This is a genomic window from Curtobacterium sp. NPDC098951 (assembly GCF_044759965.1).
GTDB lineage: Bacteria > Actinomycetota > Actinomycetes > Actinomycetales > Microbacteriaceae > Curtobacterium.
Genome location: NZ_JBIWAG010000001.1, coordinates 366,691 through 381,467, shown reverse-complemented (window position 1 = coordinate 381,467; position 14,777 = coordinate 366,691). Strand labels below are relative to the sequence as shown.

General features: G+C 71.7%; 11 protein-coding genes. 7 read left to right on the top strand and 4 right to left on the bottom strand.

Features of this window, described 5'->3' with window-relative positions:
* Positions 1-28: 28 nt before the first annotated feature.
* On the bottom strand, positions 29-991 hold the full coding sequence (zapE, locus tag ACIQUC_RS01745) for a cell division protein ZapE (protein ID WP_402263794.1): 963 nt from the start codon (positions 989-991) through the stop codon (positions 29-31).
* 199 nt (positions 992-1,190) lie between these two features.
* On the opposite strand from zapE, the gene ACIQUC_RS01740 reads away from it, so the two are divergent.
* Together ACIQUC_RS01740 and ACIQUC_RS01735 are read left to right on the top strand one after the other, a co-directional pair.
* On the top strand, positions 1,191-2,096 hold the full coding sequence (locus ACIQUC_RS01740; RefSeq protein ID WP_402262536.1) for a sulfurtransferase: 906 nt from the start codon (positions 1,191-1,193) through the stop codon (positions 2,094-2,096).
* The gene (locus tag ACIQUC_RS01735) at positions 2,093-2,545 is read left to right on the top strand and encodes a SufE family protein (RefSeq protein WP_402262533.1); all 453 of its coding nucleotides are present in this window, start codon (positions 2,093-2,095) and stop codon (positions 2,543-2,545) included. Before ACIQUC_RS01740 ends, ACIQUC_RS01735 begins: the two co-directional genes overlap by 4 nt.
* A 70-nt stretch (positions 2,546-2,615) precedes the next feature.
* Here the strand turns inward: ACIQUC_RS01735 and ACIQUC_RS01730 are convergent, their stop codons facing one another.
* Positions 2,616-3,839, bottom strand: coding sequence for an alpha/beta hydrolase family protein (locus tag ACIQUC_RS01730; RefSeq protein ID WP_402262531.1), 1,224 nt, complete (start codon positions 3,837-3,839; stop codon positions 2,616-2,618).
* A 23-nt stretch (positions 3,840-3,862) separates the two neighbouring features.
* Between ACIQUC_RS01730 and ACIQUC_RS01725 the strand changes: the two genes are divergently transcribed.
* The 5 genes from ACIQUC_RS01725 (at position 3,863) to ACIQUC_RS01705 (ending at position 9,768) form a co-directional block, all read left to right on the top strand.
* Positions 3,863-4,447, top strand: coding sequence for a DUF3000 domain-containing protein (locus tag ACIQUC_RS01725; RefSeq protein WP_022908053.1), 585 nt, complete (start codon positions 3,863-3,865; stop codon positions 4,445-4,447).
* Positions 4,440-5,843, top strand: coding sequence for an HRDC domain-containing protein (locus ACIQUC_RS01720; RefSeq protein WP_402262529.1), 1,404 nt, complete (start codon positions 4,440-4,442; stop codon positions 5,841-5,843). The genes ACIQUC_RS01725 and ACIQUC_RS01720 overlap by 8 nt, the downstream gene beginning before the upstream one ends.
* 126 nt (positions 5,844-5,969) lie before the next feature.
* Positions 5,970-7,181, top strand: a complete 1,212-nt coding sequence (locus ACIQUC_RS01715) for a thiolase family protein (RefSeq protein WP_022908056.1) — start codon at positions 5,970-5,972, stop codon at positions 7,179-7,181.
* 2 nt (positions 7,182-7,183) lie between these two features.
* Positions 7,184-9,322 (top strand): 3-hydroxyacyl-CoA dehydrogenase NAD-binding domain-containing protein, encoded by a 2,139-nt coding sequence (locus ACIQUC_RS01710; protein ID WP_402262527.1) that lies wholly within the window; start codon positions 7,184-7,186, stop codon positions 9,320-9,322.
* A 92-nt stretch (positions 9,323-9,414) separates the two neighbouring features.
* A complete protein-coding gene (locus tag ACIQUC_RS01705) occupies positions 9,415-9,768 on the top strand; it encodes a hypothetical protein (protein WP_402262524.1) in 354 nt (117 codons plus the stop codon).
* A 132-nt stretch (positions 9,769-9,900) separates the two neighbouring features.
* On the opposite strand, the gene dxs is transcribed toward ACIQUC_RS01705, so the two are convergent.
* Positions 9,901-11,847, bottom strand: a complete 1,947-nt coding sequence (gene dxs, locus ACIQUC_RS01700; RefSeq protein WP_402262522.1) for a 1-deoxy-D-xylulose-5-phosphate synthase — start codon at positions 11,845-11,847, stop codon at positions 9,901-9,903.
* A gap of 109 nt (positions 11,848-11,956) precedes the next feature.
* Entirely contained in the window at positions 11,957-14,773 is a 2,817-nt protein-coding gene (gene acnA, locus ACIQUC_RS01695) for an aconitate hydratase AcnA (protein ID WP_402262519.1), read from the bottom strand.
* Positions 14,774-14,777: the final 4 nt, after the last annotated feature.

Here is a 14,777-nt window from a genome sequence, read left to right as displayed (position 1 = left end):
CAGCGGCCCGTCGCGCCCGGCAGGCGCGTCAGTCGACGGCGCGGGTGAGCGCCACGACGCGGCTCGCCGCCCGCAGGTACTTCTTGCGGTAGCCGCCGTCGAGCATGGTGTCCGGGTACACCCGGTCGAGCGGGGTGCCGGACGCGACGATCCGGACCTGCGCGTCGTACAGCCGGTCGACGAGCGCGACCCAGCGGAGCGCGTCGGTCTGGTCGGTGAACGGCTGGACGTCGGTGAGGCCGACGGCGTCGAGGTCGTCGACCATCGCGACGTACTTCGACGGGTGGACCGATGCGAGGTGCGCGACCACGGCACGGAAGTCGTCGAGCGTGACGTGCCCGCTCGGCAGTGCGGCGGCGACGTCGGCGACCACCCCGGCCGACTCGTCCACCGCGCGCCGGCGGAAGTCGAGGCCGTCGATGCGCATGGTGTCGAACCGGTCCGACATCGCCTGGATCTCGCGCAGGAAGTCCTGCGCCGCGAAGCGTCCCTCGCCGAGGGCCCCCGGCGGCGTGTTCGACGTGGCGGCGAAGCGGGTGCCGGTCTCGCTCAGCTCCTTGATGAGCCGCGTCATCACCATCGTGTCACCGGGGTCGTCGAGCTCGAACTCGTCGATGCACACCAGTGCCGTGCCCCGGAGCAGGTCGACGGTCCCCTGGAACCCGAGGGCGCCGACGAGCGCGGTGTACTCGATGAAGGTGCCGAACGTCTTCCGGCCGGTGGCGGCGTGGTAGGCCGCGGCGAGCAGGTGGGTCTTCCCGACGCCGAACCCGCCGTCGAGGTAGACGCCGGACTTCGCGGTCGTGTCCGACGACGGCCCCCGACGCCGCCCGAACAGTCCCCGTCGCGGGGCTGCCCCGCCGCCGCCGGCCGTCACGAACGCCTCCACCGCGTCCCGGACCGACGCCTGCGACGGGTAGTCCGCGTCCGGCCGGTACGAGGCGAACGACGCGTCCCGGAACTGGGGCGGCGGGACGAGCGCCGCAGCCATCTGCTGCGGGGTCACCTGCGGGTCGCGGTCGACGAGGTGTTCGGGCAAGGAGTGGCCTTCCGGGAAGCATGTCGTGCGGTGTCACGTTGCAGGAGGCGAACGGCACGTCCGCGTACCGTTGCCAGCAGGCACCGACGACCGATCCTAGTCCGGTGTCGCCTCGCTCGATCCGTCGCCAGCCCCCAGGAGGGACCCCACCATGACCGCACCGGTCGACCCGTCCGAGAAGTTCACCGCCTACGCCCACCCGGAGCGGCTCGTCTCCACCGAGTGGCTGCAGGAACAGCTGGACGCCGGCACCCCCGACCTGGTCGTGGTCGAGTCCGACGAGGACGTCCTGCTCTACGAGACCGGGCACGTCCCCGGTGCGGTGAAGATCGACTGGCACACCGACCTCAACGACCCGGTGCTCCGCGACTACATCGACGGCGAGGCGTTCGCCCGCCTGCTCGGCAGCAAGGGCATCGGCCGCGAGACCACCGTCGTGGTCTACGGCGACAAGAACAACTGGTGGGCCGCGTACGCGCTCTGGGTCTTCTCGCTGTTCGGCCACGAGGACGTGCGCCTGCTCGACGGCGGCCGGGCGAAGTGGATCGCCGAGGACCGTGCGCTCACGACCGACCAGACCGTCGTGACGCCGGCCGAGTACCCCGTCGTCGACCGCGTAGACACCGAGATCCGCGCCTACAAGGACGACGTGCTCGCCCACCTCGGCAAGCCGCTGATCGACGTCCGCAGCGCGCCGGAGTACTCGGGCGAGCGCACCACGGCGCCGGACTACCCGGAAGAGGGCGCGCTCCGCGCCGGGCACGTCCCCACCGCCGTGAACATCCCGTGGGCCACCGCCGCCGCGCCGGACGGCACCTTCAAGAGCCGCGACGAGCTCGACGCGATCTACCGCGACGGCGCCGGCATCGGCGACGCCGACGAGGTCATCGCCTACTGCCGGATCGGTGAGCGCTCGAGCCACACCTGGTTCGTCCTGCAGCACCTGCTCGGCTACGAGAACGTCCGCAACTACGACGGCTCGTGGACCGAGTGGGGCAGCGCCGTCCGCGTCCCGATCGCCGTCGGCACCGAACCGGGTACCATCGCCGACCGATGACCGACGCACTCCCCCAGTCCCTCGCCGAGATCCGCGACGACTTCCTCGAACTCTCCCAGCAGGACCGCCTGCAGCTGCTCCTCGAGTTCTCGAACGAACTCCCGGCGCTGCCCGAGCGCCTGCGGGGGCACGAGGACGAGCTCGAACGCGTCGAGGAGTGCCAGTCCCCCGTCTTCATCACGGTCACCGTGGGCGAGGACGGCGACGCGCCCGGCATCGTCCGGATGCACGCCACCGCCCCGCGCGAGGCACCGACCACGCGCGGCTTCGCCTCGATCCTCGCGCAGGGGCTGTCCGGGCTGACGGCGGAGCAGGTGCTCGCCGTGCCGGCGGACTACCCGCTGACGATCGGGCTGAGCGAGGCGGTCAGCCCGCTGCGGATCCGCGGCATGGTCGGGATGCTCGGCCGGGTGCAGCGGCAGGTGCGGGCCCAGGCCGCGGTCTCCTAGACCCGGCCGTGGTCGGACGGGAGGCGCGGTGCCAGCTGGCACCGTGCCTCCCGTCCGTCCGTGGATGCGTCTACCGCGCGCTGGCCGCGCCGTCGCGCTGGACCACCTCGGTCAGCCACGCGAGGATCCGGGCGTCGAACCAGTCGGCGTCGTGGTTCCAGAGCTTCGTGTGCCGGGCGGTGGTCTGGACCTCGAGCCGCACGATGTCCGGACGCGCCTCGGCGAGGGCGTGCGACGCGGACGACGGCACGAACCCGTCGTCGTCGCTGTGCATGAGCAGGATCGGGACGTGCAGTTCGTCCGCACGCGCGACCATGTCGAGCTGCCGCAGGTCGACCGGCTGCGCGAGGCCCGTCAGGCGGTGCAGGACCGGCGTGCGGAGGAGCCGCTCGGCGACCTTCCGGACCGGCCGCGGCAGGCGGAGCAGCTGGCTCTGCGCCTTGAGCACCGCGTGCCAGTCGACGACCGGCGACTCGAGCACGACGCCGTCGACGAGGTCCGCGAACGCCGACCGCACGAGCGTCTGCAGCACGACCGCGCCGCCCATCGACCAGCCCATCAGGACCACGCTCGTCGCGCCGCGGCCGGACAGCCAGCGGAGGACCGCGTCGATGTCCTCCCACTCGGTGCTGCCGAGTCCGTACCGGCCGTCGACGCTGCGGGGGGCGACGCCGTCGTTCCGCCAGCTCGCCAGCACCACGGAGTACCCCGCCGCCCGGAAGACCGGCACGGCGCGGATCGTCTCGGCGCGGGTCACGCCACGGCCGTGCACGAGGACGGCCCAGGGCGCGTCGGGGTCGTCGGCGCGGATCACCCAGGCCGGCGCGGGACCGTTCGGGGTCGGGACGTCGACGTCCTCGACCGGGACGTCGAGCTCGCCGGGCGTCAGGTAGAACCAGCCGCCCCAGCGCCCCCGACGGGCGGCCGTGGGGTCACCGGCGTCGATCGCGATGATGCGGCGGGTGACGGTCGTGTTTGTCGTGCCGAGGACCTCGCCGATGCGCATGTGCCCCGTGCCGCCGCCGAACCAGAGGCTGTAGCGGCCCTGCAGTTCGGTGTCGGCGGTGCGCTCGAGCGTCACGGTCCGGCTGACGGTGTCCACGGCGTGGATCGGGACGCGCTCGGTGCGCTTGCGGTCCGGCGTGACGACCATGCGGGCGATGCCGGCGACGAACCCGCCGACCACCGCGGTGCCGACGACGGCCGCCGCGATCCCCGCACCCACGGCGACGAGACCGGCCGACCGAGCGGCCCCCTGGACGACGTCCTCGGCGGGTCGCGCTGATCGGGACATGGTCCGGAGCCTAGTCTGCATTCGTGTCCGAAACCCGAGAGCCCGACGCCTTCGCCCGGCTCCGTGCGTTCGTGGCGTCCGGCGGCGCGCGTGCCGAGACGACCGTCACCGAGATCCCCTCGCCGTCGCGCATCGCGCCCTTCTCGATCGCCCTCGCGGCGGACGTCTCGGGTGCGACGCACGGCATCGACTCCGACCTCGGCACCGGCCGGTTCATCGCGCTCCACGACCCCGACGAGCCGGAGGGCTGGGGCGGTGCGTTCCGGATCGTGACGTTCGCCCAGGCACCGCTCGAACCCGAGATCGGCGTCGACGAGTTCGTCGCCGACGTGACGTGGAGCTGGCTGGTGGACGCACTCGCCGCGCACGGTGCGACCTACGACCACGCGTCGGGCACGGCGACCAAGATCATCTCCCGCGGCTACGGCGACCTCGCGGCGCAGGGCGACGGGGCGCAGCTCGAGCTGCGTGCCTCGTGGACCCCGCGCGGGGACGACCTCACCGCGCACGTCGAGGCCTGGGAGGAGATCGTGGCGATGCTCGCCGGTCTGCCCCCGGCGTCGGACGGCGTGACCCTGTTGGCCCCGAGGAGGCTCGCACGTGACTGACCCTGCATCCCCGGGCGGTCCGGTGTCACCGACCGCTGCGTCCCCGGCCGCGTCGTCGGCGGGCGCGTCGTCCCCGGCCGCGTCGTCGGCGGGCGCGTCGTCCCCGGCCGCGTCGTCGCCGGCCGCGTCGTCCCCGGCCGCTGCGTCGCCGGCCGCGTCGTCGGCGGGCGCTGCGTCCCCGGCGTTCGAGGCGTCGCACGACGCGGTCCACGTGATCGCGACGCGCGAGGAGTACCTCGACGCGGTGGCCGCCATCGCCGCGGGACACGGTCCCGTCGCGGTCGACGCCGAACGCGCGAGCGGCTACCGGTACTCCCAGCGGGCGTACCTCATCCAGGTGTTCCGCCGCGGTGCCGGCGCGTTCCTGTTCGACCCGATCCCGATCGGCGACTTCTCCGAGCTCCAGGACGCCATCGTCGACGAGGAGTGGCTCTTCCACGCCGCCTCGCAGGACCTCCCCTGCCTGCAGGAGGTCGGTCTCGTCCCGACCCGGATCTTCGACACCGAGCTCGGCGCCCGCATCGCCGGGTTCCCGCGGGTCGGCCTCGGCGCCGTCGTGGAGCAGCTGCTCGGCATCACGCTCGCGAAGGCCCACTCGGCCGCCGACTGGTCGACCCGGCCGCTGCCGCAGTCGTGGCTCGTCTACGCGGCCCTCGACGTCGAGCTGCTCCCCGACCTCCGGGACGCCCTCGCGGCGACGCTCGAGGAGGCCGGCAAGTCCCGCATCGCCGAGGAGGAGTTCGCCGCCGTCCTGACGCGCGCGCCGAAACCGCCGAAGGCCGAGCCGTGGCGCCGCCTGTCCGGCATGCACGCCCTGCGCGGTACCAGGGCCCTCGCGATCGCCCGGGCCCTGTGGACGGCACGAGACGCCTACGCCCGCGAGACCGACATCGCCCCCGGGCGCACCATCCCGGACTCCGCGATCGTGGCCGCCGCCGCAGCGAACCCGGCCTCGAAGGGCGAACTGAGCGGGGTCAAGGCCTTCACGGGTCGCGCGTCCCGCTCGGAGCTCGACCGGTGGTGGGCCGCCGTCGAGGACGGCCGGACGACCGAGGACCTCCCGAGGCTCCGCGGCACCGGCGAGGCCACACTGCCGCCGCCCCGCGCCTGGGCCGACCGCAACCCGGCCGCCGACCGCCGCTACAAGGCCGCCCGTGCCGCGGTGGTGCAGCGCGCCGAGGAGCTCGACCTGCCCGTCGAGAACCTCCTCACGCCGGACACCCTGCGCACCGTGTCGTGGGAGCCGCCCGCCCCGATCGCCACCGAGACGGTCGGTGCCGTGCTCGCCGCGCACGACGCGCGCCCCTGGCAGGTCGAGGAGACGGCGTCCATCATCGCGCACGCCTTTGTCGCTGCTGCACAGGAGCCTGCTGCTGAGAGCAACACCGAGTCGTAGGAACGGCCCAACGGGCATGCGTCCGCCCAGGCTCGGGGCATAGCGTCGCAGGTGCACGCCGGGTCGGACCCGGCCGGGCGGGGCGGGACGCGCCCGGCCTGATCAACGAGGATCTGGAGGCCCAGATTGCCAAAGGCAGCAGACGTCGTCTTCGTCGACGGAGTTCGGACACCGTTCGGACGAGCCGGGGAGAAGGGGGTGTTCTGGAAGACCCGCGCCGACGACCTCGCGGTGCACGCGATGCGCGGACTCCTCGACCGGAACGCCTCGCTGGACGGGGCCGCGGTGGACGACGTCGCCGTGGCCGCCACCACGCAGCAGGGCGACCAGGGACTCACCCTGGGCCGGACCGTGGGGATGCTCGCGGGGCTCCCGAAGACCGTCCCCGGGTACGCGATCGACCGCATGTGCGCCGGTGCCATGACGAGCGTCACGACGCTCGCCGGCGCCATCGCGTTCGGCGCTGCGGACGTCGCCATCGCCGGCGGTGTCGAGCACATGGGACGCCACCCGATGGGGTTCAACTCCGACCCGAACCCGCGCTTCGTCGCGGAACGCATGGTCAACGGCGACGCCCTCGTGATGGGCAAGACCGCCGAGCGCCTGCACGACCGCTTCCCGGCGATCACCAAGGACCGCACGGACGCCTTCGCCGTCCAGTCCCAGCAGCGCTACGCCGCTGCCTGGGCCGCGGGCAAGCTGCAGCCGGACCTCGTCCCCGTCGAGGTGAACACCGGTGCGGGCTGGGACATCGTCTCGAGCGACGAGCCGCCCCGCCCCGGCACCACGCTCGAGGCCCTCGCCGCCCTGAAGACGCCGTTCCGGCCGCACGGACGGGTCACCGCGGGCAACGCGGCGGGCCTCAACGACGGCGCCACGATGAGCCTCATCGCGTCGGCCGACGCGGCGAAGCAGCACGGCCTGCCCACCAAGATGCGCATGGTCTCCTTCGCGTTCGCCGGAGTCGACCCCGAGGTGATGGGCATCGGCCCGGTCCCCGCGACCGACAAGGCCCTGTCGAAGGCCGGCCTGTCCATCGACGACATCGGGCTGTTCGAGATCAACGAGGCCTTCGCGGTCCAGGTGCTCGCGTTCCTCGACAACTACGGCATCGCCCAGGACTCGACGAACGTGAACGCGTGGGGCGGCGCGATCGCCGTCGGACACCCGCTCGCGTCGAGCGGCGTCCGCCTGATGACCCAGCTGGCGGCCCAGTTCGCCGAACGACCCGACGTCCGGTACGGCATCACGACGATGTGCATCGGCCTCGGACAGGGCGGCACCGTGATCTGGGAGAACCCGAACTTCAGCAAGTCCGCGGCACGGAAGGCGGCCTGAGCATGACCATCGTCGACAACGACCGACTCCTGGCACTCAGCGAGGACGAGGTCGTCACGCACTCGTACCTGAAGCACGTCCCGCTGCCGTCCGGCGGCACGCTCGCGCTCATCACGCTCGACAACGGCAAGGACTACAAGCGCCCGTCGACGCTCGGGCCGCGCACCCTGTACGAGCTGTCCGGGGTGCTCGACACGCTCCGCACCGAGGCGTCGGCCGGCACGGTCCAGGCCGTGGCGATCACCGGCAAGGAGTACTGCTTCGCCGCCGGCGCCGACCTGTCCCAGGCGGCCTCGGTGCCGTCGCGCGAAGTCGCCCACGACCTCGCGGCCCTCGGGCACGCCACGCTCCGGAAGCTCTCGGACCTCGGCGTGCCGTCGTTCGCGTTCATCAACGGGATCGCGCTCGGCGGCGGTCTCGAGATCGGGCTGCACTGCACCTACCGCGTGTTCTCCTCGGCCGCGCAGGGCATCGGGCTGCCCGAGGTCTTCCTCGGCATCATCCCGGGCTGGGGCGGTGCGACCCTGCTCCCCCGCCTGATCGGGCCCGAGAAGGCGCTCCGCGTCATCGTCGAGAACCCGCTCAAGAACAACCGCCTGATGGACGGGCCGGCCGCGGTCGAACTCGGCATCGGCGACGCGCTCATCCCCTCGGTCACGTTCCTGCCGTCCGCGGTCGCGTGGGCCGACGGCGTCGTGTCCGGTCGCACGAAGGTCGTGCGGAAGAACGAGCCGGGCATGATCGAGAAGGCCGCGTGGGGCACCGTCGTCAAGGTCGCCCGGTCGCAGGTCGCGTCGAAGATCGGCACCGTGCCGAAGTCACCGTTCCGCGCCCTCGACCTCGTGGCCGCGGCGAAGTCCGGATCGCTCGACGACCGGTTCGCCGACGAGGACGACGCCCTCGCCGACCTCATCTCCGGCGACCAGTTCGCCGCGTCGATGTACGCGTTCGACCTCGTGCAGAAGCGCGCGAAGAAGCCAGTGGGCGCCCCGACGGACGTCTCGCCGCGCCCCGTCACGAAGGTCGGTGTCCTCGGCGCCGGACTCATGGCGTCGCAGTTCGCGCTGCTGTTCGCCCGTCGCCTCGGCGTCCCCGTCGTGATCACCGACGTCGACCAGGCGCGCGTCGACGCCGGCGTGGCCCGGATCCGGGGCGAGGTCGACACGCTGCTCGACAAGGGCCGGGTCTCCCCCGACGACGCGAACCGCATCAAGGCACTCGTGTCCGGGTCGGTCTCGTACGACGCCTTCGCCGACGCCGACTGGGTCATCGAGGCCGTCTTCGAGGAGATGGGCGTCAAGCAGGAGGTCGTCCGGAAGATCGAGCAGGTCGTCTCGCCCGACGCGATCCTCGCGACGAACACGTCCTCGCTCTCGGTCTCCGAGATGGGCTCCGTGCTGTCCGACCCGTCCCGGCTGGTCGGCTTCCACTTCTTCAACCCGGTGGCCGTGATGCCGCTGCTCGAGGTCGTCCGCACCGAGGCCACGTCCGACGAGACGCTGGCCACGGCCCTCGCGGTCGCGAAGACCCTCAAGAAGACCGCGATCATCACGGCCGACCAGCCCGGCTTCGTCGTGAACCGGGTGCTCGCCCGGGTCCTCGGCGAGGCGATGCGCGGTGTCGAGGAGGGCACCCCGTTCGAGGTCGTCGCCCAGGGTGCCGCGCCGCTCGGCCTGCCGATGTCGCCGTTCGAGCTGCTCGAACTCGTCGGGCTGCCGGTCGGTGCGCACGTGCTCGACTCGCACCACGCCGCCTGGCCGGAGCGCTTCTACCCCGGTGACGGGCTGAAGAAGATCGCGGAGTTCGGGCACATCCTCACCCGCGACAAGAAGGGCACCGCGACCGGGTACGACCCAGCGGCCGTGAAGCTCGTCGCACCGTCGAAGCGGGACGCCCACCCGGTGGACGCGGCCGAGATGCAGCGGCGCTTCGAGGACGCCCTCGCCGACGAGCTGCACCGCATGCTCGAGGACGAGGTCGTCCAGCACGTCGAGGAGATCGACCTCGGGCTCATCCTCGGCGCGGGCTACCCGTTCCAGGCCGGTGGGATCAGCCCGTACCTCGACCGCTCCGGCGCGTCCGAGCGGGTCTTCGGTGGCGCCTTCCACGAGCCGCTGATCGTCGGGCCCGCGTCGCGCTGAGCCCGGTGTCGAACCACCGAACCGACGTCGAACCAGGCCGAGCGCCCGGTTCGACGTCGGTTTCGTGGTTCCACCCGGCGTAGCGTGCAGGCATGGGACAGGAGTGGTGGGCACCGCGGACGTCCGGGCACCCCAGCGTCGTCTTGCCCGTGCCGCTCGCCGAGGTCCCGGAACTCCTCGACCGCGCCGTGCACGCCGTCCCGGGCGCCGCGGCGATGGAGGTCCGCCCGAACGGGGCCGTCATCGGCCGCCGGACCTCGTTCGCGCTCCGCGCCGAGAACATCGTCATGACGTTCTCGCGCGAGGGACCGTCGTCCTCGCGCGTGGAGATCATCCGCGAGGGTCGCGACGGCCTGTCCTACGGCCAGGTCCTCTGGGTGACGCCGATGGCCCGCGCGATCCTGCGCGAGCTCGTGGCCGCGGCCGCCGGGCCGCCCGCGCGCTGACCCCGCCGGGCCGCCGTGCATCGGATCGAACCACGGATCCGACATCGAACTCGTCGATCCGCCCGGTTCGATGTCGCATTCGTGGTTCCACCCGCCGCGCCGTGCATCGCGCGCCCGCACTGCCGGCGCCGCTCAGCGGTCGGCGGACTCCCGGGAGCGCGACTCCGAGCGCGCCGGCTTCGCCTGCGGCAGCTTCGTCCCGACGACCTGGTCGATGACGTCGCGCGCGATCGCCTGCGCCGTGAGTCCCACGTCCTCGAGGATCTGCGACCGCGACGCGTGGTCGATGAACTCGTCGGGCACCCCGAGCTCGTTCACCCCGGTGTCGACCCCCGCGGCCCGGAGGTCCTGGCGCAGGCGCGTGCCGACCCCGCCGACCCGCACCCCGTCCTCGATCGTGATCACGAGCCGGTGCTCGCGCGAGAGGTCGATGAGCGACGCCGGGATCGGTACCACCCACCGCGGGTCGACGACCGTGACCCCGATGCCCTGGGACTCGAGCAGCGCCGCGGCGTCGAGCGCCACCGGCACCATCGACCCGACCGCGACGAACAGCACGTCGGGTTCCTGGTCGGACGACGGCGACCGCAGCAGGTCCACCCCGTCGTCCAACCGGCGGATCGCGGGGATGTCCGGCCCGACCTGCCCCTTCGACCAGCGGAGCACGGTGGGAGCGTCGTCGACGGCGACGGCCTCGCGGAACTCCTCGCGCAGGGTCGCGGCGTCCCGGGGCGCGGCGATCCGGATGCCGGGTACCACCTGCAGCAGCGCGAGGTCCCACATGCCGTGGTGCGAGGGGCCGTCCGGCCCCGTGATGCCCGCACGGTCGAGGACGAAGGTCACCCCGGCGCGGTGCAGCGCGACGTCCATGAGCACCTGGTCGAACGCCCGGTTGAGGAACGTGGCGTACAGCGCGACGACGGGGTGCAGGCCACCGAACGCGAGTCCGGCCGCGGTCGTCACGGCGTGCTGCTCGGCGATGCCGACGTCGATCACCCGCGAGGGGTGCTGCTCCTGGAAGAGGTGCAGCCCGGTGGGGCGCAGCATCGCCGCGGTGATCGCCACGATCTTCTCGTCCGACGCGCCGACCTCGGCCAGGGTCGACGCGAACACCGACGTCCACGAGGGCCCCGACGAGACGTCGAGTGACTCCCCCGTCTCCGGGTCGATGTGCCCAACCGCGTGGAACTGGTCGGCCTGGTCGCGCAGGGCCGGCTCGAACCCGTAGCCCTTCTCGGTGATCGCGTGCACGATCGTCGGTGCGCCGTACTCCTTCGCCTGCCGGAGGGCGGCTTCCATCGCACGCTGGTCGTGCCCGTTCACCGGGCCGATGTACTTGATGTCGAGGTTCGAGTAGAGCGCCTCGTTGTTCGTGAACCGCGAGAGGAACCCGTGCAGCCCGCCGCGCATCCCGCGGTAGAGCGCCCGACCCGGTGCCCCGAACCGTGCGGCGGCGGCCTGCGACTTCTCGAACAGGGCCCGGTACTCGCGACGCGTCCGGACGGAGCTGAGGAACCGTGCCATGCCGCCGATGGTCGGCGCGTAGGAGCGCCCGTTGTCGTTGACGACGATGACGAGCCGACGGTCGTTGCCGTCGGAGATGTTGTTGAGGGCCTCCCACGTCATCCCGCCGGTGAGCGCACCGTCGCCGACGACCGCGACCACGGTCCGGTCGGCCTGGCCGGTCTGCACGAAGGCACGGGAGATGCCGTCCGCCCAGGACAGCGACGACGACGCGTGCGAGGACTCCACGATGTCGTGCTCCGACTCGCGCCGCTGCGGGTACCCGGCGAGGCCGCCCCGCTCGCGCAGCCGCGAGAAGTCCTGCCGCCCGGTGACGAGCTTGTGCACGTAGGACTGGTGGCCGGTGTCGAACACGAACGGGTCGTGCGGCGAGTCGAACACGCGGTGCATGGCGAGCGTGAGTTCGACGACACCGAGGTTCGGGCCGAGGTGGCCACCGGTCTTCGCGACCTCGGCGACGAGGAAGCGTCGGATCTCGGCGGCGAGGTCCGTCATCTGCGCGTCGGAGAGACGCTTCAGGTCGCGCGGCGACGTGATGCTCGAGAGCAGGGTCACGGGCGCTCCTTTCGTGGGGCTGTCGGCCCACTCTATGCGCGTGGGGACGGAACGGACTGGAGGCGCGGTGCCAGCTGGCACCGCGCCTCCAGGCCGTATCCGTGTCGCGTCAGACGAGCGAGCGGAGCACGTACTGCAGGATGCCGCCGTTGCGGTAGTAGTCCGCCTCACCGGGGGTGTCGATGCGGACGACCGCGTCGAACTCGATCGTCTCCTTGCCGGCGGGCGAGTGCTCGCTCGGCGCAGCCGTGACGTGCACCGTCTTGGGCGTGCGGCCCTCGTTCAGCTCGGTCAGGCCGGAGATCGAGACGACCTCGGTGCCGTCGAGCCCGAGGGACTCGACGGACTCGCCGGCCGGGAACTGCAGCGGGACGACGCCCATGCCGATGAGGTTCGAGCGGTGGATGCGCTCGAAGCTCTCGGTGATGACCGCGCGGACGCCGAGCAGGTTCGTGCCCTTCGCCGCCCAGTCGCGGGACGAACCGGAGCCGTACTCCTTGCCGCCGAAGATGACGAGCGGGATGCCCTGCTCCTGGTAGTGCTGCGAGGCGTCGTAGATGAACGACTGCGCACCGTCCGGCGTCGTGAAGTCGCGGGTGTACCCGCCCTCCACGCCGTCGAGGAGCTGGTTGCGGAGGCGGATGTTCGCGAACGTGCCGCGGATCATGACCTCGTGGTTGCCGCGACGCGAGCCGTAGGAGTTGAAGTCCTTGCGGTCGACGCCGTGCTCGGCGAGGTACTTGCCCGCCGGGCTGTCGGCCTTGATCGAGCCGGCCGGCGAGATGTGGTCGGTCGTGACCGAGTCACCGAGCTTCGCGAGCACCCGCGCGCCGGAGATGTCCGACACCGCATCGGGCTGCATGGTCATGCCCTCGAAGTACGGGGGCTTCCGCACGTAGGTCGACTCGGTGTCCCACTCGAACGTGTCGCCGGTCGGGGTCGGCAGGTTCTTCCAGCGGTCGTCGCCCTCGAACACGGAGCCGTACTCGTGGGTGAACATCTCGGTGTCGATCGACGCGTCGATGACCTGCTGCACCTCGACCGCGTCGGGCCAGATGTCCTGCAGGAAGACGTCCTTGCCGTCCTGGTCCTGCCCGAGGGCGTCCTTGTCGAAGTCGAAGTGCATCGACCCGGCGAGGGCGTACGCGATGACCAGCGGCGGGGACGCCAGGTAGTTCATCTTCACGTCGGGGTTGATGCGCCCCTCGAAGTTGCGGTTGCCGGAGAGCACCGCGGTGACGGCGAGGTCGTTGTCCTGCACGGCCTGCGAGATCTCCTCCGGCAGGGGGCCCGAGTTGCCGATGCAGGTGGTGCAGCCGTAGCCGACCGTGTAGAAGCCGAGCTGCTCGAGGTAGGTCGTGAGACCGGCCTTCTCGTAGTAGTCGGTGACGACCTTCGACCCCGGCGCGAGGGTGGTCTTGACCCAGGGCTTCGCGGTGAGGCCCTTCTTCGCGGCGTTCCGGGCGAGGATGCCGGCGGCCATCATGACCGACGGGTTCGAGGTGTTCGTGCACGAGGTGATCGCGGCGATCGCGACCGCACCGTGGTCGATCGTGAACGGGTCGGCACCGTCCATGGCGACCTTCGTCGGCTGCGACGCCGTCGACGGGGCGCTCGAGACGTGCACGTGCTCGTGCAGGTTCGTGTCCTCGTTGGTCGACCCCGCGGCGATCGGGTCGGAGGCGGGGAAGGTCTCCTCGACCGCGTCGTCGAGGTCGGTCTGCTCGCTCGGCGACGTGTAGTTGCCGAGGTCGACCTCGAACTGCGTCTTCGCCTTCGACAGCTCGATGCGGTCCTGCGGACGCTTCGGGCCGGAGATCGACGGGACGACCGTCGACAGGTCGAGCTCCATGTACTCGGAGTAGTTCGGCTCGACCGACGGGTCGTGCCAGAGGCCCTGGGTCTTCGCGTACGCCTCGACGAGGGCGATCTGGTCCTCGGAGCGGCCGGTCAGGCGCAGGTAGTCGAGCGTGACGCCGTCGACCGGGAACATCGCGGCCGTGGAGCCGAACTCCGGCGACATGTTGCCGATGGTGGCACGGTTCGCGAGCGGGACCTCGCCGACGCCCTCGCCGTAGAACTCGACGAACTTGCCGACGACGCCGTGCTTGCGGAGCTCCTGCGTGATGGTGAGCACCACGTCGGTCGCGGTGACCCCGGCCGGGATCGATCCGGACAGCTTGAAGCCGACGACCTTCGGGATGAGCATCGACACGGGCTGGCCGAGCATGGCCGCCTCGGCCTCGATGCCGCCGACGCCCCAGCCGAGCACGCCCAGGCCGTTCACCATGGTGGTGTGCGAGTCGGTGCCGACGAGGGTGTCCGGGTAGGCGTAGGTCTCGCCGTCGAAGTCACGCGTGTAGGTGACCTTCGCCAGGTACTCGATGTTGACCTGGTGCACGATGCCGGTGCCCGGCGGGACGACCTTGAAGTCCTCGAACGCGGTCTGGCCCCAGCGGAGGAACTGGTAGCGCTCCCCGTTGCGCTCGTACTCGAGGTCGGTGTTGCGCTGCAGCGCGTCCTCGCGACCGAAGAGGTCGGCGATGACGGAGTGGTCGATGACCATCTCGGCCGGCGACAGCGGGTTGATCTTGTTCGGGTCCCCGCCGATCTCGGCCATCGCCTCGCGCATGGTGGCGAGGTCGACGATGCACGGGACGCCCGTGAAGTCCTGCATCACCACGCGGGCCGGCGAGAACTGGATCTCGGTGTCCGGCTCGGCGTCGGGCTGCCACGACCCGAGCGCGCGGATCTGGTCCTCGGTGACGTTCTTGCCGTCCTCGGTGCGGAGGAGGTTCTCGAGCAGCACCTTCAGGCTGTACGGGAGCTTCTCGTGCCCGGGCACCGTGTCGATCCGGTGGATCGCGTAGTCGACACCCCCAACCGACAGCGTGTCCTTCGAGCCGAAGCTGTTGACTGCAGCCACTGTG